Genomic DNA, 25,825 nt, shown 5'->3' with positions numbered 1-25,825 from the left:
AACGCGTTAAACAAGAGGTGTTTCAGTATATCAGAAGTTTGTCCAATCGCACGGAAAAGTCATTGTTTCTCCATATCCGCTGAGGGTGTATGAAGATATGGCTTTATTCTCATTGAGCGTGTAGCTCAGATTATAACGTTCGGTTGAGTTCTCGCTCGGATCCTCCAGGTCGGTGTTTTTGATAGTCATTGCGGTGGGCAGGTTTGCACCGGCATTTCCCAGATAACCAGTTATGGCAAAGACGTTGAATACGCAATCGTCCGAAGCCAGCGCTTCCGGGAGAAGAAGCAGGGGCATGGCGTTATAGGTGTTCTTTATTGCCTGGGTATATTCATAGGTTTGGCTACAGGTGATGTTTTTGCTTTTTGCTTCTATTTTTTCCAATACCTTGTTGTTGTAGGTGTAGTTGATTTCACCTGATTCGGAGTAAGAACCTTCGTCATCTTTACCGTCGACTTTCATGCTGATTTTCTGCATCTGTCCGTCCGCATTGTAATTGAAAGTATAGGCTATATTCATTTCTTCTCTAAAGTCCGGATCCGTATCTGTATATTTTAATTTATAGGCAGTGACAAACCCTGAAGTGTTGAAAGCAAAATCGGAAGCAATCCAGCGTTCGCTTTCACGTTCGGATGAAGTGATGCTGATTAAAGAGCGGATAGGGTCTACCTTTATTGCACGCGAAGAGGCATAATTGAAAACAAGAGTGTTTCCATCTACTTCCGCTTCTTTGATGGTTCCGTCTTCATTGTAGGTTACGTCAACGCCCGACATGGAAGTGGCGCGTACACCGTCGATAACCGACGAGGGAATGCCGATTGGTGCAGGACCGTTACCTTGTGTGCCGTTTTCGTCATCGTCGTCGCAAGCTGTAAGATTCAATGCGCAAATTGAAATGCAAAAACAGTACAGCAGACTTTTGCTCAAATTTGCCAACTCAAATTTCTTTTTCATAATGTAATTCTCCTAACCCCAATTTCGAAGGTCCGTTAAAAACAGAAATAGAAAGAGATGTGAAATTGTATATGCTATTCTTTATATAAAAGAGAAAAGCTATAACATCCTTTCGTTGCAATTCTTGAATATGTAAAAATATCAGTAATGCAAAAGTAGGGTTGAATTCTTATTTAAGGAAATTAAAACAGAGATTGTTAGGTGCGAAAACCGACCGGATAATCCGGCTTTTGTGATGTATAGTCCGATAGGTTGAATGCAGGTGATTTGTCTTTATTTCTGCATATCCGGCATTAATGATATATTGTCAATATTCAGGAATTAATCTGTTTTTAAATATGATCCCCGGAAGATGGAAATACACCTGATGGGCGTGCCTTGATTTTATCCGCGAATTTTTTCCAGCCTTCGGCCGTTTTGTAGGCTTCGACGGCTTGTGCGGGTACGGAAATGCTTGTTATGGTTTCCGGAAATCCGTACCATTCGCCTTCGGAAGTGGCAGGCGGTGTGAGGGCTTCCACAATGACCTCTTTTATGCCTGTGTTGTCGAAAGCGGAAAAGTCAATGCGGGTGACACGGGCGGGAATGGTCAGTGTATGTACCTTTTGGTTGCCGGTTATCAGACCCTGGCCCAGGATGTTTATGCTTTGAGGAATTTCAAAGCGGGCAAGGTTGGGGCAACCCACAAAGCAGTGCTCTTTGATTACGGCATCCGGATGGTTGCTTGAGGCAGGACCGTATGCGGATACTTCCGTCAGGTTGGGACATAGGTAGAAGGCACGCGTCTCTATGGCGGAGATGCTGTTGGGAAGTTGTACGGTGGTGATGCCGCTTCCCCGGAATGCTTCCATACCGATATGTGTGACGCTTTGGGGGATTACTGCGGATTTCAGATGTTCCGTTATCATGAATGCCTGTGTCCCGATGGATGTGAGTGCAGACGGCAGTAATACTTCTTCTACTCCGGAGCATGCGAAAGCGCTTTCGGGAATCCGGGTGATTTGGGTGTGCGAGAGGTCGACCCGTTTCAGCCGGTCGCAGTAGTAGAACAAATCCGGCGCAAGCTGCTGCAAGGTGGACGGGAATACGATTTCCTGTATGCCGGAGTTGAAGAAGGCCATTTCGCCGATAGAGGTCAGTCCCTCGTTCATCACGACTCTGGTGATTTGCCTGTTCTGCATGAAGGCTTCCGGTGCAATGGCTGTTACGTGTGGGGGAAGCGTGATTTCGCTGTATCCTTTATACGCTCCTGTCAATACGCCTTCCTGCACGTAGACGGGGACAATGCTTACGGTGAAGCTTGCCTGACGGTCTTCTATGCCGATAGTCAGTTCCAGCCGCTCTGCCGGAACATCGGAAGAAAAGCCGCTGACCTGTTCCGGGGTTACAGTAAGGGGGGATTCTTGTCCGTTACTGTAGATGCCGGTCAGCAGAAGGCCTTCCAAATCCAGCTCTTCTCCCAAAGTATATACTATTTTATGAGGCGGCTGTACAATGGACAGTCTGGTAAGTGTTGCTTTGTCTTCCGGTTGCTCTTCTCCGGGGGCGAGGGCGGAAGTCAGGCGGATTTCAAGCTGTATGTCTTTTCCGGCATCTATCGTTTTTCCGACGGACCATATACGGTAGTTATCCGGACCGCCGCCTTCCTGTACGACAAACGTCAGGAAGCGCTGCGATTGTCCGGAGAACCATGTTTCGCCGGGCAGCGTGAACAGGGCGATACCCTGCGCGTTGGCGGTTGCGCCGGCAGTAGGCAGTGTGAGGTTATCTTGCTCGAATGCCTTGTAGTCTTTTTCGTCATACATCTTTACGGGAACGCCGGGCATCACTTTTCCGTTTTCGTCATAAACGGTTACGCTTACACGGCTTTCTTTTCCTGTGTGCTGCTCCTTTTCGCATGCTACCGTCAGGAAGACCGCACATACTAAAAAAATAATTTTATTCTTCATATTCTTACACATTTTTAATCGTTGTTCCGGTTGCAAAGATAGTGAATACGGCTCTTCCGGGAGTTACGATTTGAATGTGTAAATCTAACGGGTACGTTTTTATGATGTTGTTTTACAGTGAATTATAAAGTGAGGATTTGCCTTTTTCTAACACGGCTCTGACATCTATCCGAAAAGGGATAAGAACAGGTCGGTATGGGGTGTTCCGGCTGTTTTGATGCGCGACTTCAACCGGGATTTCCGGGCATAGATGTTTGCCACGCTCTCTTTCGTGAACAGACTGATTACTTGCGGGGAGAATCCGGTGAAGATGTAGCAGAGCAGGCGGATGTCATTTTCTTTCATTGCCGGAAAGTCCTGCCGGAGTTTCTGCATGACGTTGTCATGGCAGGTATCTGCCATTTGTTCGAGTTCCCGGAGCATTTCACTGTTTTCCGAGAAGTCGGTGATTATCCGTTTTACTTCCTGAAACATGGCTGCCTGTTGCGATGGGGTATTCTCGCGCTCGTAATAGGTCTTTCCGAGTTTGTCGAGGATGTCGAAGCGGGAAGCAACCAGACTCTTCAGCCGCTTTTCCGTGTCTTGCCGTCCTTCCAGCTGCCGGGTGAGCGCCCGGTATTCGGCACGGGCCTCTTCCGCCAGCAGCAGGTAACGGTCGGTGCGTTCGCGCTGGATGCGCAGGCGCTGGCGGATGATATAAACGGCTATTCCGGCGAGGATGAATATGCCGCAGATAACGGTGGTTTCCCAGAAGATGCGGTTCTTCATCCGGTATTCGGCAAAGGCGGATTGTTCCTGGAAATACTCTTTCTCCGTTATACCGGCGGAGACCTGCATGGTGGAACGGGTGAGGGAGTCCGTGAGATAGATATAGCGGTGTATATGGTCGGTCGCTTTCCGGAAGTTTCCGGAGAGGGCCTCTATCCGGTAGGCTGTGTATTGCAGTTCGGCCCGGTCGAGCACGTCATTGTCTTGCGCCTCTGCCAGTTGCAGGTAGTGGCGCGCGCTGTCCGTATGGTGCTTGAGGAGCTGGACGTCCACCATGGTGTGTGCGCTGTAGCGGGATGCCTTGCGTGCCGACTGTTCGATGCGTTGCAGCAGGTCCTGGGGAATTTGTTTTCTGCCCGATTTTACATAGAGGGAAGCAAGGTTGCTGAGGGCTGCTCCGGCAAGACGCTCGTCTGCCTGCTCGTCGGCAAGGTCGAGGGCGGCGGAATATAGCCTGATGGCACGCTCCAAATCTTTCTGGCGGTAGGATGAGGCTGCCATATCAAGCGTAGCTTCCGTTTCCTTACAAAGACTGTCGGATACCTGAAAATTCTCTCTGGCCTGCTTGAAGTAGTGGTAGGCGCGGACGTAGTTCATCTGTCCGTAGTATATACTACCGATGCGTTCGTAGAGAAGCCCTTTATTGTAAGGGTCTTGCCGGCTTTGCAGCTGCTCTTCGATTTGCAGGAAGATGCGCAAAGCCCCGGATTTATCGCCGGCATCGGTCAGCAGGCTGTCCGCGAGGTCAAGGCTGGGGAGCGGTTTGCGTTCATGGCATCCCGCCAGCGACAGGAGCATACATATAATAGGTATGATAAGGCGTTTCATGCCGTGAATGTAGTGATAAAAGATGTTTTGCACAAGTGAAAGGCGGGAAATGAGGAGCTTTGTGTGAATTTCCTGCATTTCTTTTTTTAGGCTTCGCGGAACTTCCTATCTTTGCACTTCTAAATGTAGATAAAACCGTAACACTTTGGAATGGCTATATAGTTTGTTTGTCGAACACTCCGCTTTGCAGGCGGTGGTGGTGCTCTCGCTGATTTCCGCTATCGGATTAGGGTTGGGGAAAGTGCATATTTGCGGTATTTCCCTCGGCGTGACGTTTGTTTTCTTTGCCGGTATTCTTGCCGGACATTTCGGACTGTCCATCGACCCGCAGATGCTGAACTATGCGGAGAGTTTCGGACTGATAATATTTGTGTATGCACTGGGGCTGCAAGTGGGGCCGGGCTTTTTCAGCTCCTTCCGCAAGGGCGGGGTGCAGTTGAATATGCTGGCGCTGGGAGTGGTGCTCATCGGTACGCTGATGACCGTATTGGGCAGTTATACCCTGGATATTTCACTGCCGGACATGGTGGGTATCCTCTGCGGCGCTACCACCAATACGCCGGCGCTGGGTGCGGCACAGCAGACATTGAAGCAAATGGGGCTGGAAGCCAGTACGCCGGCTTTGGGATGTGCCGTGGCATATCCGCTGGGGGTAGTGGGCGTTATTCTTGCCGTGCTGATAATACGCAAGGCATTGGCGCGTAAGGAAGATCTGGAGTTGAAAGAGAAGGACGATGCGAACAAAACTTACATTGCGGCGTTTCAAGTACACAATCCGGCCATCTTCGATAAAAGCATCAAGGAGATAGGCGGCTTGAATTATCCGAAGTTCGTAATCTCCCGTCTGTGGCGGGACGGCAACGTAAGCATTCCCACTTCCGAGAAGATAATCAGGGAAGGAGACCGCTTGCTGGTGGTGACTTCGGAGAAGTATGCTCCGGCACTGACCGTACTGTTTGGCGAACAGGAACATACCGACTGGAACAAAGAGGATATAGACTGGAATGCCATAGACAGCCAGCTCATTTCGCAGCGTATCGTGGTGACGCGTCCCGAACTGAACGGAAAGAAACTGGGCTCGCTGCACCTGCGCAATCATTACGGCATCAACATCAGCCGTGTGTACCGTAGCGGCGTGCAGTTGCTTGCCACCGCGGAACTGACCTTGCAGTTGGGCGACCGTCTGACAGTGGTAGGTGAGGCTGCCGCCATCCAGAATGTGGAAAAAGTGTTGGGAAATGCCATCAAGAGCCTGAAAGAACCGAATCTGGTAGCGGTGTTTATCGGTATCATCCTGGGTTTGGCTTTGGGTGCGATTCCCATTTCCCTGCCGGGCATCAGTGCTCCGGTGAAGCTGGGACTTGCCGGCGGACCGATTATCGTAGGTATTCTGATCGGTACGTTCGGGCCGAGAATGCACATGATAACCTATACCACACGAAGCGCCAACCTGATGCTCCGTGCATTGGGACTGTCGCTCTACCTGGCTTGTCTGGGACTGGATGCCGGAGCGCATTTCTTCGATACGGTGTTCCGTCCGGAAGGTCTGCTGTGGATTGCCGCAGGGTTCGTGCTGACCGTTGTTCCGGTGCTGATAGTAGGAGTGGTTGCCTTTAAATGGATGAAGGTGGACTTCGGCTCCATGGCAGGTATGCTGTGCGGAAGCATGGCCAACCCGATGGCGCTGAACTATGCCAACGACACCATTCCGGGCGATAATCCGTCGGTGGCTTATGCAACGGTGTATCCGATGTGTATGTTCCTGCGGGTAATCATAGCGCAGGTGCTGCTGATGTTCCTGTTGAATTGAGAGCTGAGAATTGAAAATTGAGAAATAACAGAAAGAGCTTAATTGCTGATAATTGAATATATATCATAAATCTAAAATCATAAATCGTATCATGGGAACTATTACTCCGGAAAGTATAGTCAACGACTTACGCTATTTGCAACTGTTGTCGCGCAGTTTTCCTACCATCGCCGATGCCAGTACGGAAATTATCAATCTGGAAGCTATTCTGAATCTGCCTAAAGGTACGGAACATTTCCTGACGGATATTCATGGAGAGTACGAGGCTTTTCAGCATGTGTTGAAGAATGCTTCGGGTGCGGTAAAGCGGAAGGTGAATGAAATCTTCGGGCATACGCTGCGCGAAAGCGAGAAGAAGGAAATCTGTACGCTGATTTATTATCCGGAAGAGAAGTTGCAGTTGATAAAGGAACAGGAAACGGACCTGGACGACTGGTATCTCATCACCCTGAACCAACTGGTGAAAGTCTGCCAGAACGTATCTTCCAAATACACACGCTCGAAAGTGCGCAAAGCGTTGCCGGCGGAGTTCTCCTATATCATTCAGGAGTTGCTGCACGAGTCCAGCGTAGAGCCTAATAAGCATGCGTATATCAATGTCATTATCAGTACGATTATCTCGACCAAGCGTGCGGATGACTTTATCATTGCCATGTGCAAGCTTATCCAACGGCTTACAATCGACTCGCTGCACATCGTGGGCGATATTTACGACCGTGGTCCGGGTGCGCATATCATCATGGATACGCTTTGCGACTACCATAACTTCGACATTCAGTGGGGCAACCATGACATACTGTGGATGGGCGCCGCATCGGGCAATGACGCCTGCATAGCGAACGTTATCCGTATGTCCATGCGCTATGCCAACCTGGCGACACTGGAAGACGGCTACGGCATCAACCTGCTGCCGCTGGCTACTTTCGCAATGGATACCTATGCGGATGATCCTTGCACCATCTTTGCTCCGAAGATGAACTTTGCCGATGCCAATTACAACGAAAAGACACTGCGGCTGATTACGCAGATGCACAAGGCGATTACGATAATCCAGTTCAAACTGGAAGCGGAGATTATAAACCGGCGTCCGGAGTTTGGCATGGACAACCGGAAACTGCTGCACAAGATTGACTTTGAACGGGGCGTATTTGTGTATGAAAGCAAAGAATACGAACTGCGCGATGCCAATTTCCCGACTATCGACCCTGCCGACCCGTATCGCCTGACGGATGAAGAAAGGGAGTTGGTTGAAAAGATTCATGCTTCGTTTATGAACAGCGAGAAGCTGAAGAAGCATATGCGTTGCCTGTTTACATACGGCGGCATGTATCTGGTGTGTAACAGCAACCTGCTTTATCACGCATCCGTGCCCCTGAATGAGGACGGAAGTTTCAAGCATGTACGTATCGGAACGAAAGAGTATTGGGGGCATAAACTGCTGCAAAAGACCGACCAGCTTATCCGTACCGCCTACTTTGACGAGGATGGTTCGGCGGAGAAGAATTTTGCGTTGGATTATATGTGGTATATGTGGTGCGGCCCGGATGCGCCCTCTTTCGACAAGGATAAGATGGCTACCTTTGAGCGTTACTTCATAGCCGACAAGGCTTTGCATAAAGAGAATAAAGGTTATTACTACACACTTCGCAACCGTGCGGATATTTGCGACAATATCCTGGCGGAGTTCGGGGTGGAGCCGGGACCTCATTCGCATATCATCAACGGACATGTGCCGGTGAAGACGATTAAAGGCGAACGCCCCATAAAGGCCGATGGAAAGTTACTGGTAATTGACGGCGGTTTCTCCAAAGCCTATCAGCCCGAAACGGGTATTGCGGGCTATACGCTGGTATATCACTCGCACGGCATGCAGTTGGTGCAGCACGACCCGTTCCAGAGCCGTCAGAAAGCGATTGAAGAGGGGCAGGATATCAAGTCCACAACCTTCGTTATCGAATTCAACTCGCAGCGTATGATGGTGAAGGATACCGATAAGGGCAAGCAGCTCGTGACGCAGATTCAGGATTTGAAGAAATTGCTGGTGGCATATAGAACGGGATTTATCAAAGAAAAGGAGATTTTCTGATATAGCTGTGTGTTACGAGTGCTTGCATTGCTTGAAAAAACGCATGACAAGTGTTCTTGCCAATAGTGCCGGATTAGTATTTGAATAACACCACACCGCCTTCTACAATGGCTCCCTTGTCGAAGTTGGCATTCCTGTTGTAATGTCTGTCCCAACCGTAACCGCCCGTAACGAATACTCCTAATTTTGCCGTCAGACGGTATTCGAGGTTGATACGGGTTTGGAGAGAATAGAGGCGGGCAGGGAAGCCATAGTCTTTATTCTTGAAGGTTTCTACGTGCTGGTATCCCAAATCGCCGCTGATGAACAGTTGTTTGCAGACAGGCAATTCCAGTCCGGCACGGTAGAAAAGTGCACCGGAGAACTTATCGCTGAAGTCGAGGAAATGCGTACCGCCGCCGAGGATGGTATAGAACAGCTTGTTCTTGAAGCGGGCTGCAAGGTTCAGTTTCGTGGTGTTGCCGCCGAAAAACATCATCTGTACTTTGGTGTCCGGGTTGGCATTGACCAGTCCCAGTTGGAAACCGTCCAGCTTCTCCTTGTAGTAGTTTACCAAACCTATCTGAAGGCCTTTGGCACGGACGGCTACATTCAGGGGAGAGAGCTGCACGCCGGCAGACGTACCGCCTGTGATATTGCCCAGACCGGCAATCTGGAGTCCTTTCATATCGCCGCCCACCACATTCAGCAGTCCGGACATGGTGACACCGGAAAAATTACCGCCCGATATATTGGCGAGTCCCGAAAGCTGTACGCCGGCAGTCTTTTCGCCTGTAATATTCAGCAAGCCTCCTACAATCACTCCGTTGCTGTTATCGCCCGTGATATTGGCAAGGCCGGAGAAGACCATTCCCCGTGCGTGATTACCCGTGATGCCCACAAGACCGGAAACGGACAGACCGCTGAGGTTATTGCCGTTGATATTGGTGATGCTCGCTACCTGTACGCCCCGCATGCTTCCACCCACCATGTTGGATATACCGGAGATTTGAACTCCGTTCATGTCTCTGCCCGTAACAGCTCCCAAAACGTTTACTCCCAAGCCGTTCAAACGGTTCATCGCCGAGAAGATACCGAGATTGAAGAATGTGCTTCCGACCGTATCCGTGCGCTGTGTGGAAAGATTTTTCCAAAGGGAAAGGTTGATACCGTTTTTTTCTTTACGGGCAGACTGTTGCCGGTCTGTCCGGGCATGGCCTGTCCCTGCCAATAGCAGGGACAGACAGATAAGTGGAAATATACGTTTCATAATTCTTTATAATGTTTCATCGGGCCAGGGTGCCAACCGGTTGGTGGCACGTAATACAGGACGCTGTGCATCCACCGACCGCAGATAGTTGCTCAGTTTCTTTGATAGTTTCTTTACAAGTTTGGGGTTCTCGGCGGCTACGTCATGCTTTTCGCTGATGTCGGCAGGGATATTGAACAATTCGTGCTTGCCGCTGTCGAAGTAGTACACCAGTTTCCATTCTCCGGAACGGATGGAGCAGGTGGCGCCTATGCCCGGACCAGAAGGACCCCAACTGTGCGGGTAGTGCCAGTAGATGTCGCGCGAGGGCATTTTACCTTTGCCCGTAAGCAGGGGCAGGAAGCTGATGCCGTCGCGTTTCTGTACCGTATTGTAGTGCTCCACACCGGCTATTTCGAGAATGGTGGGGAAGAAATCTTCTATCATCAGATAATGGTCGCATTTGGTTTCTGCCGCTACTATGCCGGGCCAGCGTACAATCATCGGTTCGCGCACCCCGCCTTCGTAGGCGGAACCTTTTCCGCTGTTGAGCGGATAGTTCTGCCTGTGCAGCTCTCCTGCACGGGTATGTGCAGCCAGTCCGCCATTATCGGACATGAAGAGCAGTACAGTGTTGTCGGTGAGGTTGTTTTTGTCCAGATAGTCCATCAGGTCGCCGAGGCTTTTGTCCATGCCTTCAATCAGGGTGGCATACGCTGCTTCTACCGGGGGAAGTCCTTTGTCCAGATATTTTTGGTAGAAACGCATGTCGGGCTGGATAGGCGTATGGATGGCATAATGGGCCATGTAGAGGAAGAAAGGCTTGTCCGTTTTCCGGGCGTTGTCCAAAGCTTTCTCGGCTTCTATGGTAAGGGCTTCGGAGAGGAATATGTCTTTGCCGTGATATTTCTCTAGTCCGGGTACGGCAGCCAGCGGGCTTTTTCCGCCGGGTTTGTTTCCGAAGTTCTGCATGCCGTAGTAGCTGGCGGGAGAGCCTGCCGCATGGCCGGCTATGTTCACGTCAAAACCCATTTTCAGCGGATCGGCTCCGGGCGTGTCATTGGCTCCGAAGTGGGCTTTGCCGCAATGGATGGTGTGGTAACCGTTGTCCTTGAGCACTTGTGCCAGCGAAGTGACTTGCGTGGTGCGTTCCACACCCGGTTCCTGACAGATACCGTTGACATTCCATTCGGGGTATATCATAACGGAGTCCGGCTGTTCGTGGGTGGTATTCTTGCGTAACGTCCAGCTTGTCACCCGGTGACGCGCAGCGTTCATACCCGTAAAAAGACTGACGCGTGTAGGCGAACTGATGCTACAGGCATAGGCTTGCGTGAACATCTTGCCCTGCTTTGCCAGACGCTCTATATTGGGTGTATGGTACGTGTCGTTGTAGCGGGTGCGTTGTGTCCAGAAAGGCAGGGATGTGTCCTGCCAACCCATATCATCTACTAAAAATAAAATAATGTTCGGACGCTTGTCCGTAACAGGTGCCGTTTCATTTGACGGCCTTGTGTGTACTTCTCCTGCCATTCCACATAACGGGAGCAGCGCAGCAGATAATAACAATTCGTTTTTCATCGGGAAAAGAGAGGTTAGTGGTTAGTGGTTAGTGATTAGTGGTTAGGGATTAACATTAAAAATAGCGGTAAATAATTAGCGCAATATACTGCACAGCCTACTAATCGCTAATCACTAACCGCTAATTACTATTTCATCATCCTTTTGCTTCTTGATACAGGAAGCGTTTGATGGATTTTTTGGGTGTCTTTTCAAATTCTTCGGGATATATCTTCATTTTGGAAATCTGGCTGTAGGCGGGCAGTTCTGCATTTAGAGCCACACGATTCTCTTCCATGACGCGTTCTATATCGTCGTTGTTGAGGCCGTGGGCAAAGGCATCGTCAAAGTCGGGATATACCAGTCCCACGAGCTTTTCGTTCTGTTGTACGATGATGCTTTCAGCTACGTACGGCAGGTTGTTCAGCTTGTCTTCTATTTCTTCGGGGTAGATGTTCTGTCCGTTTGGACCGAGGAGCATATTCTTGCTGCGTCCTTTGATGGTGACATTGCCTTCGGCGTCCATCAGGGCAAGGTCGCCGGTGTGCAGCCAGCCGTCTTTGTCCACAACTTCGGCGGTAGCCTCTTCATTCTTGTAGTAGCCCAGCATGACGTTGGGGCCGCGGCAGACAATCTCGCCGGGGATATTCTCCGGGTCGGGAGAGAGAATCTTCACTTCCATGCGCGGAGCGGCTTTTCCGCAGGAACCGGGTTTGAAGCGCGTCCAGTCTTCGTAGCAGATGATAGGGCCGCATTCCGTCATACCATAACCCACGGTATAGGGGAAGTCTATCATGCGCAGGAACTGTTCCACTTCCTGGTTGAATGCCGCACCGCCGACAATGACTGTGGCAAAATTGCCGCCGAATGCCTGTACCATTTGCTCGCGTACGGTGGCTTTTATCTTGTCGTTGATGATAGGCACTTTCAGCAACAGTTTCATGGTAGGCGTTTCCAGCTTGGGCAATACACTCTTCTTGATAATCTTCTCGATAATGAGCGGTACGGCTACGATGAGGTTCGGCTTTATGTCGGCAAATGCCTGGAAGATAATCTTCGGGCTTGGCATGCGGGTGAGGTAGTAGATGTGGCAACCTACGGAGAACTCGTACAGGAATTCGAATGCCAATCCGTACATATGCGCCATCGGCAGCATGCATACCAGTTTGTCGCCGGCTTTCAGCGGCAGTACTTCGAAAGCGAATCGGGTGTTGGACCACAGACTGCGATAGGGGAGCATTACGCCTTTCGAGTAACTGGTGGTACCGGAAGTATAGTTGATGACCGCCAGTTCTTCGGGCTGGTCTTTGTGATAGTCGATGTGTTCCTTACGGAAGTTCTTGGGGAATTTCTTGCCGAACATCTCATTGAGGTGCTCGCGGGCGTAAGTAACCCGTTCGTTGCGCGATACCAGCAGGGTGAAGTCCGTCATCATGAAGATACCTTCCAGCAACGGCATGGCGCTTTCGTTGAGGTTTTCCCACACCTGGTCGCCGACAAAAAGAAGCTTGGCTTCGGAGTGGTTGACGATGTTATGCACATTGTCCGCCTTGAACTCGTGAAGAATGGGCACGATGACCGCACCATACGTCAGGGTAGCTAGGAAAGTGACTCCCCAGTGCGAACTGTTACGTCCGCAGACGGCGATTTTATCACCTTTCTTAATGCCGCTCGCTTCAAAAATGATATGCAGTTTTTCTATTTTGCGGGCTACATCCTTGTATTGCAGGGTGGCTCCCTTATAATCGGTCAGGGCATCCAGATCCCAGTTTTCCTTTATACTATTCTCTATATAGGCGATAAAACTTTGTTCCATTATATATTGCACATTTAGTTGAAAATTGTGCAAATATAAGGGTTTATGTAGAGAATGCAAACTTTTAGGGGGAAAAAGCATTTTATGCAAATTCCCCCTTTGAGCCTATTTATTGTTATCCAGGTACCAGCGGTACATCCGCTCTACACCTTCTTCGATGTCTATTTTATGATGCCAGCCCAGTGCGTGCAGCTTACTCGGGTCGGTGAGCTTGCGCATGGTCCCATCGGGTTTGGAAGTGTCGAAAGTCAGCTTTCCGCGATAATCCACAACGCTGACAATCAGTTCGGCAAGCCGGCGGATAGTGATTTCCTTACCTGTGCCGATGTTGATGTGGCAGTTGCGGATGTCCTTGTCTCCGGGCTTACAGGTGTCTTTGAAGTCTACGTGCTCCATGACGAATACGCTGGCATCCGCCATTTCCTCGCTCCAGAGGAATTCGCGCAGCGGCGTTCCCGTACCCCAAAGCCGGACTTCTTCTTCGCTGATGCCGTACTTGGCAAGTATGTCCAGTATCTCTCCGTTGCTGTTGCTGCCGTTGATGCCTTCTACCGGACGCAGGTTCATGTCGCGGCGCACGGCATCCCAGTCGCCTTGTTGCAGGCAGTGGGCCAGGTGTATCTTGCGAATCATGGCAGGAAGTACGTGGCTGCGTTCCAGGTCGAAGTTGTCGTTGGGCCCGTAGAGGTTGGTGGGCATGACGGCAATGTAGTTCGTGCCGTATTGGAGGTTGAAGCTCTCGCACATTTTCAGTCCGGCAATCTTGGCAATGGCGTACGGTTCGTTGGTGTACTCCAGGGGTGAGGTGAGGAGTACGTCTTCTTTCATCGGCTGTTCGGCATCACGCGGATAGATACAGGTGCTGCCCAGAAAGAGCAGTTTCTTGACATTGTGGCGGAAACTTTCGCCAATGACATTCTGCTGTATCTGGAGATTCTTGTAGATGAAATCGGCACGGTAGATGCTGTTTGCCATGATACCGCCCACGAAAGCAGCGGCAAGGAATACGTATTCCGGCTGTTCCTCATCGAAGAAACGGCGGACGGCAACACCGTCCAGCAGGTCGAGTTCTTTGTGGGTTCTGCCCACGAGATTGGTATAGCCTTTCTCCTGCAGGTTTTTCCAGATAGCAGAGCCTACCAGTCCGCGATGCCCTGCGATGTATATTTTTGCGTTCTTGTGTAACATTGTTATAAAATGGATTGGTTTCAGACAGAAGAACAAAAGAACATATTCGGTTTATACTCTTTTTTATTTTCTCATATATATATGTTCTTTTGTTCTTCTGTCTGAAAAATTAAATTATCTGTTTCAGTCTTCTTTGCTTCTCAAATGCAGTTTCCGTACAAACTTCATGTCATGTTCCGCCATGATGTGTACCAACTCCTCAAAGCTTGTCTGCTGCGGATTCCAGCCCAGTAACGTTTTGGCTTTGGTAGGGTCTCCCAGCAACTGTTCCACTTCGGAAGGACGGAAATATTTGGGATCCACCTCTACCAGTACCTTACCAGTTTGGCTGTCAATACCCTTCTCGTTCACGCCTTCGCCTTCCCAGCGCAGTTCTATGCCGGTTTCCTTAAAGGCAAGTGTGGCAAATTCGCGTACGGTGTGCATCTCTCCGGTAGCAATCACAAAGTCTTCCGGCGTATCGTGTTGCAGGATAAGCCACATACATTCCACATAGTCTTTGGCATATCCCCAGTCGCGGCGTGCATCCAGATTGCCCAAATACAGTTTGTCCTGGAATCCTTGTGCAATGCGGGCGGCAGCCAGCGTAATCTTGCGGGTAACGAAGGTTTCGCCGCGGCGCTCGCTTTCGTGGTTGAAGAGAATGCCGTTTACGGCGAACATTCCGTAACTTTCGCGGTAGTTCTTTGTAATCCAGAAACCGTATTGCTTGGCTACGCCGTAGGGACTGCGCGGGTAGAAAGGGGTAGTCTCCTTCTGCGGCACTTCCTGCACCTTGCCGAACAGTTCCGAGGTAGATGCCTGATATATCCTGGTTTTCTTTTCCAGACCGAGAATGCGTACAGCTTCGAGCATGCGCAGCGTACCTATAGCATCTGTTTCGGCGGTATATTCGGGTACATCGAACGAGACCTTTACGTGGCTCTGTGCAGCAAGGTTGTATATCTCGTCCGGCTGCACTTGCTGGATAATGCGTATCAGCGAACTGCTGTCCGTCATATCTCCATAATGCAGGTTGATAGTTCGCTTCTGCTTCATGTCGCGCACCCACTCATCGAAATACAAGTGCTCGATGCGTCCGGTATTGAACGAAGATGAGCGGCGCAATATGCCGTGTACTTCATATCCTTTTTGCAACAGGAATTCTGCGAGGAACGAACCGTCCTGTCCGGTTATTCCGGAGATTAGAGCTTTTTTCATTGTTTCTGGTATTATACTTTTTTTGATTGTTGCATATTTCGTCCTGCAAAAATCGTAATTTATTGTGAGACAACAAAGCCAATGCGGTAAATGATTTTGAGATTATTTTTGCTTTATACCGAGAGTAGCGTCCGGATGATTGCCGGGAAGCAGATATGACATCGTTTTTCTGTGTCAATCCTTTATGAAAAAAATGAATTAATTTCAAATTTGATACGAACAAACAGACGTTATTTTTTGTTTTAATAACAAAGATAAATTATACAAGTATATGGAGAATTTAAATAAAACAGACATTGGACTGATAGGGCTGGCCGTGATGGGCGAGAATCTTGCATTGAATATGGCGGACAAGGGCTGGCGGGTTTCGGTTTATAACCGTACGGTTCCGGGGATTGAAGAAGGTGTGGTAGAACGTTTTATAAACGGACGCGCACAGGGTAAAAGTATTGAAGGATATACGGATATAGCTCATTTTGTGGAGTCTGTAGCCGTTCCGCGCAAGATAATGATGATGGTTCGTGCCGGTAGTGCGGTAGACGAACTGATGGAGCAGCTTTTCCCGTTGCTCTCTCCGGGAGATATATTGATAGACGGCGGCAATTCCAACTATGAAGATACCAATCGCCGTGTGGCATTGGCCGAAGCGAGAGGCTTCCGTTTTGTGGGAGCAGGTGTTTCCGGCGGTGAAGAGGGTGCATTGAATGGAGCTTCTATCATGCCGGGCGGTTCGGTAAGCGCCTGGGAAGAAGTGAAGCCTGTTTTGCAGAGTATTGCTGCCAAAGCATCCGACGGCACGCCTTGCTGCCAGTGGGTGGGACCGGCCGGTTCGGGACATTTTGTCAAGATGATTCATAATGGCATCGAATATGGCGATATGCAGCTTATTTCCGAAGCCTATTGGGTGATGAAGAACCTGCTGAAGCTGGATAACGGAGAAATGTCTTCGGTCTTTTCGCAATGGAATGAGGGCAAATTGCGTAGCTATCTTATTGAAATTACTGCTAATATCTTGCAGCATAAAGATAAGTCGGGCGGTTATCTGATAGATAAAATACTGGATACAGCCGGACAAAAAGGTACGGGCAAATGGTCGGTAATCAATGCTATGGAGCTTGGTATGCCGTTGGGGCTGATTGCCACGGCTGTTTTTGAACGCAGCTTGTCGGCTCAGAAAGAACTGCGGAAGTCGGCTGCCGGGCATTTTACCTGCCGGCGCACGGAGGTGGTATACAACAAATCCGAAATGGTAGGAGATATTTATTCGGCGCTTTATGCATCCAAACTGGTGTCTTATGCTCAAGGCTTTGCTGTATTGCAACGTGCTTCGGACTCTTTCGGATGGAACCTCGACCTGGCTTCCATTGCCCGTATGTGGCGTGGCGGTTGCATCATCCGCAGTATCTTCCTCAATGATATTGCAGCCGCTTTCGAGCGGAGTGAGAAACCGCAGCATCTTCTTCTTACTCCTTATTTCAGCAATGAGATGAAACAACTGCTCTCCGGCTGGAAACATCTGGTGGCACAGGCTATGAAAGAGGAACTTCCGGTTCCTGCATTTTCATCGGCATTGAATTATTTTTATTCACTCGTCTCCGCCAACTTACCGGCGAATATGATTCAGGCACAGCGCGATTATTTCGGAGCGCACACCTTTGAGCGTGTGGACGGACTGCGTGGGCAGTTCTTCCATGAAAACTGGACAGGACACGGCGGAGAAACGAAGTCGGGAACCTATAACGTGTAGTCTTTCTTTAGTGTGAAGATTACTGAAATTCCCCTACAAACATAAAGCTATGAGTAAATTTGTGATGATAATTTTCGGCGCTTCCGGTGACCTGACGAAGCGCAAGTTAATACCGGCATTATATAATCTGTACAAGGATAACCGCCTGCCGGAAGGTTTTGCTGTTTTAGGCATCGGACGTACCGGATACCGGGATGATACCTACCGTGCTTATATACGGACGGAAATGGAACGTTTTGTGGCTTCGGAAGAACATGCCGGCGGACGTATGACTGATTTTTGCAATCATCTGTACTATCTTTCGCTTAATCCGGCCGAGGCTGCCGATTATGGAAATCTGGATGCCCGTCTCCGGGAACTGACGGGTGAGCAGGAGCCGGATGGCATGTTGTACTATCTGGCAACACCGCCGTCGCTGTATGGTGTGATTCCTCTTCATCTTAAGACTGCCCGCCTGAACCGTCCTCATACGCGTATCATCGTCGAGAAGCCTTTCGGTTATGATTTGGAATCTGCCCGTGAACTGAACCGTATCTATGCTTCCGTATTCGAGGAGCATCAGATTTACCGTATAGACCATTTCCTGGGTAAAGAGACTGCGCAGAACATTCTGGCTTTTCGTTTTGCCAATGGCATCTTCGAGCCGCTTTGGAACCGTAATTACATTGACTATGTAGAGATTACCGCAGTAGAGAATTTGGGTATCGAACAGCGTGGAGGGTTTTATGAAGGAACCGGAGCATTGCGTGATATGGTACAGAATCACCTCATTCAGTTGGTAGCGCTTACCGCGATGGAACCGCCGGCAGTTTTCAATGCCGATAATTTCCGCAACGAGGTGGTAAAAGTATATGAATCTCTCTCTCCCTTGACAGAAGAAGACCTGAACGAGCACATTGTCCGTGGGCAATATACCGCGTCTGCGACCAAGCCCGGTTATCGTGAAGAGAAGAACGTAGCTTCCGATTCCCGTACCGAAACTTATATTGCCATGAAAATAGGCATTGACAACTGGCGGTGGAACGGCGTTCCTTTCTATATACGTACCGGAAAACAGATGCCGACCAAGGTGACTGAAATCGTGGTACACTTCCGCGAGACACCTCATCAGATGTTCCGTTGTGAAGGCGGCCACTGCCCGCGTGCCAACAAACTGATTCTGCGTTTGCAGCCCAATGAGGGTATTGTGCTGAAGTTCGGAATGAAAGTTCCGGGACCGGGGTTTGATGTGAAACAGGTGATGATGGACTTCAGTTATTCCGATTTGGGCGGTCTGCCCGCCGGAGACGCGTATGCCCGCCTGATTGAAGACTGTATACAGGGAGACCAGACACTCTTTACCCGTAGCGATGCCGTGGATGCGTCATGGCGTTTTTTCAATCCTGTGCTGAAGTATTGGCAGGAACATCCGGATGCACCGCTTTACGGTTATCCCGTGGGAACGTGGGGACCTTTGGAAAGTGAAGCTATGATGCGCGAACATGGGGCCGAATGGACTAACCCGTGTAAGAATTTGACGAATACTGATGAATATTGTGAATTATGAAAAGTTATGTATATCCTGCTGCAACCTCGACTGCACGTGCTCTTATCCGGTATATAATCGATATGATGAACCGGGAGCCGGAGCGGATTTTTTACCTTGCTTTCAGCGGAGGAACGACTCCTTCCCTTATGTTCGACATTTGGGCGCATGAGTTCAGAGAAGAGACTCCTTGGATGCGGATGCGGATTTTCTGGGTGGACGAACGGTGTGTATCCGTCAGCGACTCGGACAGTAATTACGGTACTATGCTGCGTTTGCTGTTGCAAGAGGTAGGCATGCCCGATGAATATGTATACCCCATTCATGGTGATTGCCGTAGTCCGGCGCAAGAGGCAAAACGTTATTCGGATTTGGTTTCCGGTACGGTTCCTTTGCGCCGGGGGTTCCCTACTTTTGACATAGTGCTGTTGGGAGCAGGTGATGACGGACATACTTCTTCCATTTTCCCCGGTCAGGAGTATCTGCTCTCTTCTTTTCATCCGTATGAAAAGAGTATAAATCCTTATAACGGGCAGCCGCGTATTGCCATGACGGGATGTCTGCTGTTCAGTGCCAGAAAACTTATATTCTTGATAACGGGCAAGAACAAGACGGAAGTTGTTTATGACATTCTGAAATCGGGCGATACCGGTCCGGCTGCCTACGTGGCGCATCATGCCGCGGATGTGGACATCTTTACCGACATAGAAATTGACGGATAAGCGGTTACCCTTTTGAGGTTCCGCTTTCCAGTATGCTTACGATGGAGAAGAGTGTGAAGCAGATACCGCCCAATCCTGCCAGTACACGTGCCGGTACAAAGTAGACTTCGTGTATGCTTGCCATTTCAAAAAGGAAAGCAGACAGGAACAGACAGAGTAGTGCGGTAAATACGGGTATCAAGGGAATTCGGTTTGCCAGTTTGAAAGTGTTGCGCCATATTGCTGCCAGGAGTATGACTTTGCTTGAAATGCTGTAGCAAACCAATCCCAGGCCTATCATTATATACCCTATGGAAGATTCGGCAGGGTTCGGGTTTTTCAGTATCAGTAGCCCCCAAAGGATGCTGAGTGTTCCCATGGCAAGTACCATTACAGGCCACCATTTACGTTCTGCATGCGAGTAACTGTTACGTATTTGGCGTACGATAGTTGCCACCAATGCCACGAGGCTTGTACAGATGCAGGCTATTCCTGCCATGACATGTCCTGCCACATAATAGGCGTTGTGCACATCGCTTTTTGCAAGCAGCTGGAATGTCCATATCCATGTGGCAAGTGCCAGCAATGCCGCAACAACTATAAGAAGCTTACCTTGTGTGCCGTTAAAGGCTTGTGGGGGCACATCGTTTTCCGTCGTTTGGGAATTGGCAGGTATAAGGGTGAACCGGGTGGAAGAAGTGGCGGTCGTTGCCACGCAGGCAGTGATGAAAGCTACGCCGCAGATTACATGTCCGGCTACGAAATGACTGGCGGTGGCAGCTTCGCTGATATATTCCCAGCCGCAGATGAAAGTCAGTAGGGCAGCCAGATAGCCAAGCACGGGCAGAGCGTACAGGACAACCGTATTGTATGTGTGAATAATCTGCCGGATAATGGTAGCCGCTGTTGCAAACAAGGCAATGCAAATCATTCCTAATGACATTACTACCGGACCGGCAACGTTTTTTGCCGGGTCCGTTCCCATATCAAGTACAAAAGCTCCGTAACCAAAACAAAACAGGGCCATCAGCAGAGGGATGGTGCGAAAGAGAACACTGATTCCGTAATTCATAATTATTTTCTATTAAAGTTTTCCCCTCTAACAGCAGTATTATGACTTTGTTTCTCATTTTAAACTTTATTCATAGGATATAATACTTTGACAGTCCGATTTAGGGTGCAAGGCGGTTTATCTCCCATTTTTCGGAGTTTGGATACGATAGGCCGGAAACGGACTTTTCTTCGTGGAGAGTATATTCGAAACGGTCGTGCAGCCTGCTTTCCCGTCCCTGCCAGAATTCGAAGCGGGTGGGGGTGACGGCAAAACCGCCCCAGTTGTCGGGACGTGGTACGGTCTGTCCGGTCAGCCTGGCAGCTTCCTTTACAAAAGCGCGGATTATTTCCATCCGGCTGCTGATGACGTGACTTTGGGGGGATATTCTTGCGCCGATCCGGCTTTTGTAGGGTCGGGTGGAGAAGTAAGCGTCCGATTCTTGAGGAGTGCATTTCTCCGCTTTTCCTTCGATATGTACTTGTCTTTCCAGCTTATGCCAAACGAAAGAGAGGGAGATGTAGGGATTGGCTGTGAGTTGCCGTCCCTTACGGCTTTCGTAGTTGGTGAAGAAGATGAGTTTACCATTTTCCACGCCTTTCAGCAGTACGGTGCGGGTAGAGGGCCGTCCGTCCGGTGAGACGGTGGCTACAATCATGGCGGTCGGTTCGTTCTCTCCGCAATGCAGGGCGTCGTTGAGCCAGCGGGCGAATTGCTCGAAGGGATTCTCTGAGATAGTATTCCGGGTGAGCTTGCCTTTTTTATATTCTTTTCGTATGTCCGAGAATTGGGAATTCATATAATTACTGTTTATTATTATAACAATGAAAGAGCGAAAGGGTTGAAATACGGATACGTTGACCGCTAAAAATATCTTTTTTTCTTCTTTTTTTATAATTGTAATGATAATTCTTCTCAGTTTCGTTATGTGTTTCCGTTCTATAGGACGATTTTATGTAAATAATGTTTATATTTGTACTTCAATTACAAACATTGTTTATATGAGCGACAGACAACAATTCATTATAGATTGCACATCTCTTATTCCTGTTATAGGAACTTTGGTTTTAATAAAAATAGCTAACGAACAAATGGTTACCATGGTTGCTGCTTATGTACTTTGTGGCGAACTTTTGGGTGTGTTGATCAGTAGGATATTGAGGTTATATTATATTGATGTGGCTTTCGTCTGGTTGGGTGGAATTATGCTTTGGCTGTGGTATTGGTTCGGAGTACAGCCCAGCTATATGGGGTGATAGAGCATCAGCTGCAAGTGTGGATAGGACGTCTTGTAATTCAAGTTATCAAATGGACAGACGATTAATCGGAAGAAGTTGATATTCATAAAATTAGTATTTAATAGGTCTATAATAAAAGCACTTCCAACGTTCGCTTACGGAGGAAGTGCTTTACACAAAAACTAAACTAGACTTAACTAAACTATTCTATTGGGGGAGTTTCACAACTCCTATCTGTTCGCGGCAAAGGTAAAAAAACATCTTTTAATATGCAATAGGATATTATTAGAAATAGCCCGATTTCAATAAAATATAAACCTATAAGGGTATTTTTAACTCCTTTTATTAAGAAAATCTTGGAATATTTGTTTATAACTGTCACTGACGGGGATATAGTTCTTGCCAAAGACAATACGTCCACGGTCGATGATACGTATTTTGTCTTTTTGGACGATATAGGAACGATGCACGCGTATGAAGCGTGAAGCAGGCAGAAGTTCTTCTATGGACTTCATGCTCATGAGCGAGAGAATGGGTTTGGGAGAGTTCTCCTCATAGATTTTGATATAATCTTTCAAGCCTTCGATGTAAAGAATATTTTTGAGCTCCACTTGTATCAGTTTGTAATCACTTTTTACGAAGATGCTTTCAATTTCCTCTTGGGGCTGTTGCAGCAGTTCGAACCACTTCACTGCTTTATTGGCGGCTTGCAGAAAGTCTGCATACGAGATGGGTTTCAGCAGATAATCGAGGGCGTTGACCCTATACCCGTCTATGGCATATTGGTCGAAAGCGGTGGTAAAAACGATACGGGTATGTGTATCTACCATTCTGGAGAATTCCAGGCCGTTGAGTTCGGGCATTTGGATATCAAGAAAAAGAAGGTCGACACGTTTGTCCGGCAAGTCGCTCATCGCTTGCACTGCACTGGAGTATTTGCCGGCAAGCTCCAGAAACGGGGTTTTGTTGACATAGCTCTCCAAAAGGTTCAGGGCCAGCGGTTCGTCATCTACGATTGCGCACTTCAGATTCATGTTGTCAGTAATTGATTGTTAAAACCGATTTATATTCTTTTCCGTCCTCACTTATGCCGTGCTTCCATTCGTACCGGCCGGGATAGGTCAGTTCCAGACGCTTGCCTACTTGTTCCAGTCCGATGCCGCTGCCGCTTTTGTCGGCTTCGCTCTTGGGGTGGTAGCTGTTGGTGATTTCGCAACGTACTTCATGCACGTTCTCGCTGAAATATATACGGATATGGCTGGGCTCGGTGGGAGAGATGCCATGTTTGAAAGCATTCTCTATGAGGGAGATGAATATCAGCGGGGCAATCTCCGTAGGGCTGTCGGGACGAATATCGAAACGCGTTTCAACAGTGACGTTGGATGAGAGACGGATGCGCATCAAGGCGATGTAGTTCTTGATGAAATCCATTTCCTTGCCTAAAGTTACGAAGTTCTGCTGATTGTCATAAAGGACATGGCGCAATAAACGGCTCAGTTCCTGTACGGCTGTTTGTGCCTTATCCGTATCAAAGGCAATGAGTGCGTAGATATTGTTCAGCGTGTTGAGCAGGAAATGCGGGTTGAGCTGGTTGCGGAGATTCTTTAATTCGGCTTCCGTGCGACTTTTTTCGGCTTCGCGGCGGGCGGCTTCCACCTGCACCCAACGTCCGCTGAGGCGAATGGCCGCACTCAACCCTACGGTAAGTATCATGGAAAAGAAATCGCGCATGATGAATATCCACTTCGGCGGACCGATGTGCCTTTGGCCCTCACCGTCGGCTTTTGCGTAGGTGTGGAATGCGTACTCCTGCCAAAAGTGTACACCGGCTGTAACGCAAGCTATCAGCAGTATGTTCAGCAGGAGATACTGCCGTATGCGCCCCTCGAACAGATAACGGGGAATGAGGAAGCAGTAATTGCAGTAGAATACGATAAGAAAAGATAGCGGAACAATGCTGCCATGACGCAGGTATTCCATCCATGTAATGGTGAAACCGCTGCGTGTCATCATCACGAAAGGAAAAGCAAATACAATTCCCCAGCCGATGATATGAATCAGGGCTTCGATGATGCGCGACCGTGAGTAGAGAATTTGTTTCATACAAATGCAAAGATAGTTTTTTTTAGCGATAAGCGATTATCACTCGTATCGTATTGCTTCTATCGGGTCTAAGTCTGCTGCTTTCTTTGCAGGATACCATCCGAAGAACACTCCTGTCACCGTACAGACGGCAAAGCTGAGGAATACGCTCCATGCCTGTATATAAATAGGCCAATGGGCTGCGCTCTTCACAATCCAGCTTGCGCCGCAGCCGATGATGACGCCGATGAGGCCGCCGGTGATGCTGATGAGGATGGCCTCGATGAGGAATTGCGACAGGATGTCCACTCCTCTGGCACCCACACTCATGCGCAGACCGATTTCGCGGGTGCGCTCCGTTACGGATACATACATGATGTTCATGATGCCGATGCCGCCTACCACCAGCGATATGCCGGCGATGCAGGCGAGGAGAGTGGTCATCAGGTCGGTGGTGGTGTTCAGCATCGAGCTGAGCTCCTGCTGGCTGCGTATGGTGAAATCATCGTCGTCGCTGTCCTTCAGTTTATGGTTCCGGCGCAGAATTCCGGTGATTTCTTCGGTGGCGTTGTCCGTCATGTCCTCGGTGAGTGCGGATGCGAAGATACCTTGCAGATAGGTCTGTGCCAGCAGGCGTTTCATTACGGTGGTGTAGGGGGCAAGTACAACGTCGTCCTGGTCCATGCCCATACTGTTGTATCCTTTGGCTTTCAGTACGCCCGTCACGCGGAAAGGCACTTGGTTGAAGCGGATAATGCGTCCTACGGGGTCTTCTCCGTTGGGGAAAAGATTATCCTGTATCGTCTTGCCGATGACACATACTTTGGCGGAAGTCTGTATGTCGGTTTCCGTAAACATCGTGCCGTTCTCCACCGTAAGCTGGTGGATTTCAAGATAGTCCATGCCTACGCCGCTTACGGACGAGGGGTAGTTGTTATTGCCAGCAATGAGCTGTCCCGATGAGGATACGTTGGGGCTGACGGCAGCCAGGAAGTTCGTCTCGTTGCGCAATGCCTCGTAGTCGGTGAGCTTCAGCGTCTGCATGGCGCTGGGGTCTTGGCGGACGCCGCCGCGCATATCCGCTCCCGGATGAATCATTATCATATTCGAACCCATTTCGGAGATTTGCGCCTGAATGCTCTTTTTTGAACCTTGTCCGATGGCGAGCATCGTGATGACGGACGCCACGCCGATGATGATGCCCAACATCGTGAGGAAGGCACGCAGTTTATTGTTGGCAAGTGCCCGGAAGGCTATTTTGAAAAGGTTGGTTCCATTCATTGATTTGTTGTTTTATGATATTGTTTTTCTTTTTTCATCCTGCGATAAAGTAATTTACGTACTGCGTCAGTCATCCTCCTGCTTGGGCAGTGCTGCCAGTGTTTCGGCGGCATTCAGAATGTTTCGGTTGGGCTTGTCGTCCTTCACCTGGCCGTCGCGCAATACGATGTTGCGGCTGCTGTATTGGGCTATTTCCGGATTGTGCGTTACGAAAATGATGGTGCGTCCTTCGGCATGCAGCTTCTGGAAGAGCACCAGAATTTCGAATGAGGTACGGGTATCCAGATTACCGGTGGCTTCGTCCGCCAGGATTACGGCAGGGTTGTTTACCAATGCACGGGCGATGGCTACGCGTTGCATCTGTCCGCCGGACATCTGGTTGGACTTGTGTTCCAGCCGGTCGCTCAGCCCTACGGCTTTCAGCGCTTCAATGGCGCGTTTCCGGCGTTCGGCTGCCGATACGGACGAGTTGTACATTAGCGGCAGTTCCACATTTTCCACGGCTGTGGTTTTTGCCAGCAGGTTATAGTTTTGGAACACGAAGCCTATTTTACGGTTGCGGAGTACGGCACGCTGGGATTTGCTCATGGTGCGTACGGAGATGCCGTCCAGCAGATACTCTCCTACGGTGGGCGTATCCAGGCAGCCGAGTATGTTCAACAGCGTTGATTTGCCCGAACCGGACGTACCCATGATGGTGACGAACTCTCCCTCGCCGATAGAGAATGATACGCCGCGCAGCGCATGCACCGTTTCGTCTCCCACCTGGAAGTTCCGCTTTATGTTTTGAAGTTCAATTACGGTTTTGCTCAT

At 49.3% G+C, this 25,825-nt stretch carries 20 protein-coding genes; 6 read left to right on the top strand and 14 right to left on the bottom strand.

Annotated elements, in window-relative coordinates:
• Window positions 1–30 precede the first annotated feature (30 nt).
• From H8S52_RS07890 to H8S52_RS07880, 3 genes are all read right to left on the bottom strand, one after another.
• Window positions 31–954 (bottom strand): DUF4595 domain-containing protein, encoded by a 924-nt coding sequence (locus H8S52_RS07890; protein WP_117985017.1) that lies wholly within the window; start codon window positions 952–954, stop codon window positions 31–33.
• Window positions 955–1,286: 332 nt separating this feature from the next.
• Window positions 1,287–2,903: a leucine-rich repeat domain-containing protein gene (locus H8S52_RS07885; RefSeq protein ID WP_255470016.1), complete on the bottom strand. Its 1,617-nt coding sequence runs from the start codon at window positions 2,901–2,903 to the stop codon at window positions 1,287–1,289.
• A gap of 165 nt (window positions 2,904–3,068) precedes the next feature.
• Window positions 3,069–4,577, bottom strand: coding sequence for a lipopolysaccharide assembly protein LapB (locus H8S52_RS07880; protein ID WP_186909579.1), 1,509 nt, complete (start codon window positions 4,575–4,577; stop codon window positions 3,069–3,071).
• Window positions 4,578–4,644: 67 nt separating this feature from the next.
• Between H8S52_RS07880 and H8S52_RS07875 the strand changes: the two genes are divergently transcribed.
• Complete coding sequence (locus H8S52_RS07875; RefSeq protein WP_117943470.1) at window positions 4,645–6,309, top strand: putative transporter; 1,665 nt, start codon at window positions 4,645–4,647, stop codon at window positions 6,307–6,309.
• Window positions 6,310–6,400: 91 nt separating this feature from the next.
• Window positions 6,401–8,395 (top strand): fructose-1,6-bisphosphatase, encoded by a 1,995-nt coding sequence (locus tag H8S52_RS07870; protein WP_117985020.1) that lies wholly within the window; start codon window positions 6,401–6,403, stop codon window positions 8,393–8,395.
• A gap of 73 nt (window positions 8,396–8,468) precedes the next feature.
• On the opposite strand, the gene H8S52_RS07865 is transcribed toward H8S52_RS07870, so the two are convergent.
• The 5 genes from H8S52_RS07865 to gmd all read right to left on the bottom strand — a co-directional run bounded on the left by H8S52_RS07865 (window position 8,469) and on the right by gmd (window position 15,387).
• Window positions 8,469–9,644, bottom strand: a complete 1,176-nt coding sequence (locus tag H8S52_RS07865; protein ID WP_186909578.1) for an LA_2272 family surface repeat-containing protein — start codon at window positions 9,642–9,644, stop codon at window positions 8,469–8,471.
• A gap of 6 nt (window positions 9,645–9,650) precedes the next feature.
• A complete protein-coding gene (locus H8S52_RS07860; protein ID WP_186909577.1) occupies window positions 9,651–11,204 on the bottom strand; it encodes a sulfatase in 1,554 nt (517 codons plus the stop codon).
• 136 nt (window positions 11,205–11,340) lie between these two features.
• The gene (locus tag H8S52_RS07855) at window positions 11,341–12,999 is read right to left on the bottom strand and encodes a long-chain fatty acid--CoA ligase (protein ID WP_016662364.1); all 1,659 of its coding nucleotides are present in this window, start codon (window positions 12,997–12,999) and stop codon (window positions 11,341–11,343) included.
• 105 nt (window positions 13,000–13,104) lie between these two features.
• Window positions 13,105–14,187 carry a GDP-L-fucose synthase gene (locus H8S52_RS07850; protein ID WP_186909576.1) on the bottom strand — a complete coding sequence of 361 codons (1,083 nt, stop codon included), beginning with the start codon at window positions 14,185–14,187 and terminating at the stop codon, window positions 13,105–13,107.
• A 123-nt stretch (window positions 14,188–14,310) separates the two neighbouring features.
• Window positions 14,311–15,387 (bottom strand): GDP-mannose 4,6-dehydratase, encoded by a 1,077-nt coding sequence (gene gmd / locus H8S52_RS07845; protein ID WP_005655246.1) that lies wholly within the window; start codon window positions 15,385–15,387, stop codon window positions 14,311–14,313.
• Window positions 15,388–15,658: 271 nt separating this feature from the next.
• On the opposite strand from gmd, the gene gnd reads away from it, so the two are divergent.
• From gnd to pgl, 3 genes are read left to right on the top strand one after another with little or no spacing between them, the layout of a single operon-like run.
• Window positions 15,659–17,134, top strand: coding sequence for a decarboxylating NADP(+)-dependent phosphogluconate dehydrogenase (gene gnd / locus H8S52_RS07840; RefSeq protein ID WP_186909575.1), 1,476 nt, complete (start codon window positions 15,659–15,661; stop codon window positions 17,132–17,134).
• A gap of 49 nt (window positions 17,135–17,183) precedes the next feature.
• Window positions 17,184–18,680 carry a glucose-6-phosphate dehydrogenase gene (gene zwf / locus H8S52_RS07835; RefSeq protein ID WP_186909574.1) on the top strand — a complete coding sequence of 499 codons (1,497 nt, stop codon included), beginning with the start codon at window positions 17,184–17,186 and terminating at the stop codon, window positions 18,678–18,680.
• Window positions 18,677–19,381, top strand: coding sequence for a 6-phosphogluconolactonase (pgl, locus tag H8S52_RS07830; protein ID WP_117901969.1), 705 nt, complete (start codon window positions 18,677–18,679; stop codon window positions 19,379–19,381). Before zwf ends, pgl begins: the two co-directional genes overlap by 4 nt.
• Window positions 19,382–19,385: 4 nt before the next feature.
• Here pgl and H8S52_RS07825 read toward each other — a convergent pair whose 3' ends face one another.
• On the bottom strand, window positions 19,386–20,432 hold the full coding sequence (locus tag H8S52_RS07825) for a DUF2776 domain-containing protein (protein ID WP_117985030.1): 1,047 nt from the start codon (window positions 20,430–20,432) through the stop codon (window positions 19,386–19,388).
• Between the two features lie 100 nt (window positions 20,433–20,532).
• Window positions 20,533–21,210 (bottom strand): pyridoxamine 5'-phosphate oxidase, encoded by a 678-nt coding sequence (gene pdxH / locus H8S52_RS07820; protein ID WP_117985031.1) that lies wholly within the window; start codon window positions 21,208–21,210, stop codon window positions 20,533–20,535.
• A gap of 202 nt (window positions 21,211–21,412) precedes the next feature.
• On the opposite strand from pdxH, the gene H8S52_RS07815 reads away from it, so the two are divergent.
• The gene (locus H8S52_RS07815; protein ID WP_016662355.1) at window positions 21,413–21,667 is read left to right on the top strand and encodes a hypothetical protein; all 255 of its coding nucleotides are present in this window, start codon (window positions 21,413–21,415) and stop codon (window positions 21,665–21,667) included.
• 314 nt (window positions 21,668–21,981) lie between these two features.
• Here the strand turns inward: H8S52_RS07815 and H8S52_RS07810 are convergent, their stop codons facing one another.
• The 4 genes from H8S52_RS07810 to H8S52_RS07795 form a co-directional block, all read right to left on the bottom strand.
• On the bottom strand, window positions 21,982–22,683 hold the full coding sequence (locus H8S52_RS07810; RefSeq protein WP_022104862.1) for a LytTR family DNA-binding domain-containing protein: 702 nt from the start codon (window positions 22,681–22,683) through the stop codon (window positions 21,982–21,984).
• A gap of 4 nt (window positions 22,684–22,687) precedes the next feature.
• Window positions 22,688–23,752, bottom strand: coding sequence for a sensor histidine kinase (locus tag H8S52_RS07805; protein ID WP_005651840.1), 1,065 nt, complete (start codon window positions 23,750–23,752; stop codon window positions 22,688–22,690).
• Window positions 23,753–23,791: 39 nt separating this feature from the next.
• The gene (locus H8S52_RS07800; RefSeq protein WP_186909573.1) at window positions 23,792–25,012 is read right to left on the bottom strand and encodes an ABC transporter permease; all 1,221 of its coding nucleotides are present in this window, start codon (window positions 25,010–25,012) and stop codon (window positions 23,792–23,794) included.
• A 66-nt stretch (window positions 25,013–25,078) separates the two neighbouring features.
• Window positions 25,079–25,825, bottom strand: coding sequence for an ABC transporter ATP-binding protein (locus H8S52_RS07795; protein WP_117902629.1), 747 nt, complete (start codon window positions 25,823–25,825; stop codon window positions 25,079–25,081).

The sequence above is a fragment of the Bacteroides sp. NSJ-48 genome (assembly GCF_014287405.1).
In the GTDB taxonomy this organism is placed as follows: Bacteria; Bacteroidota; Bacteroidia; order Bacteroidales; family Bacteroidaceae; genus Bacteroides; species Bacteroides stercoris.
Note: the sequence above shows the minus strand (reverse complement) of the source record. Positions and strands in the feature narration are given on the sequence as shown.

Coding starts and splice junctions, on each gene's coding strand:
- H8S52_RS07890 (WP_117985017.1), bottom strand. CDS start 954: ATGAAAAAGAAATTTGAGTTGGCAAATTTGAGCAAAAGTCTGCTGTAC.
- H8S52_RS07885 (WP_255470016.1), bottom strand. CDS start 2,903: ATGAAGAATAAAATTATTTTTTTAGTATGTGCGGTCTTCCTGACGGTA.
- H8S52_RS07880 (WP_186909579.1), bottom strand. CDS start 4,577: ATGCAGGAAATTCACACAAAGCTCCTCATTTCCCGCCTTTCACTTGTG.
- H8S52_RS07870 (WP_117985020.1), top strand. CDS start 6,401: ATGGGAACTATTACTCCGGAAAGTATAGTCAACGACTTACGCTATTTG.
- H8S52_RS07865 (WP_186909578.1), bottom strand. CDS start 9,644: ATGAAACGTATATTTCCACTTATCTGTCTGTCCCTGCTATTGGCAGGG.
- H8S52_RS07860 (WP_186909577.1), bottom strand. CDS start 11,204: ATGAAAAACGAATTGTTATTATCTGCTGCGCTGCTCCCGTTATGTGGA.
- H8S52_RS07855 (WP_016662364.1), bottom strand. CDS start 12,999: ATGGAACAAAGTTTTATCGCCTATATAGAGAATAGTATAAAGGAAAAC.
- H8S52_RS07850 (WP_186909576.1), bottom strand. CDS start 14,187: ATGTTACACAAGAACGCAAAAATATACATCGCAGGGCATCGCGGACTG.
- gmd (WP_005655246.1), bottom strand. CDS start 15,387: ATGAAAAAAGCTCTAATCTCCGGAATAACCGGACAGGACGGTTCGTTC.
- gnd (WP_186909575.1), top strand. CDS start 15,659: ATGGAGAATTTAAATAAAACAGACATTGGACTGATAGGGCTGGCCGTG.
- zwf (WP_186909574.1), top strand. CDS start 17,184: ATGAGTAAATTTGTGATGATAATTTTCGGCGCTTCCGGTGACCTGACG.
- pgl (WP_117901969.1), top strand. CDS start 18,677: ATGAAAAGTTATGTATATCCTGCTGCAACCTCGACTGCACGTGCTCTT.
- H8S52_RS07825 (WP_117985030.1), bottom strand. CDS start 20,432: ATGAATTACGGAATCAGTGTTCTCTTTCGCACCATCCCTCTGCTGATG.
- pdxH (WP_117985031.1), bottom strand. CDS start 21,210: ATGAATTCCCAATTCTCGGACATACGAAAAGAATATAAAAAAGGCAAG.
- H8S52_RS07815 (WP_016662355.1), top strand. CDS start 21,413: ATGAGCGACAGACAACAATTCATTATAGATTGCACATCTCTTATTCCT.
- H8S52_RS07810 (WP_022104862.1), bottom strand. CDS start 22,683: ATGAATCTGAAGTGCGCAATCGTAGATGACGAACCGCTGGCCCTGAAC.
- H8S52_RS07805 (WP_005651840.1), bottom strand. CDS start 23,752: ATGAAACAAATTCTCTACTCACGGTCGCGCATCATCGAAGCCCTGATT.
- H8S52_RS07800 (WP_186909573.1), bottom strand. CDS start 25,012: ATGAATGGAACCAACCTTTTCAAAATAGCCTTCCGGGCACTTGCCAAC.
- H8S52_RS07795 (WP_117902629.1), bottom strand. CDS start 25,825: ATGAGCAAAACCGTAATTGAACTTCAAAACATAAAGCGGAACTTCCAG.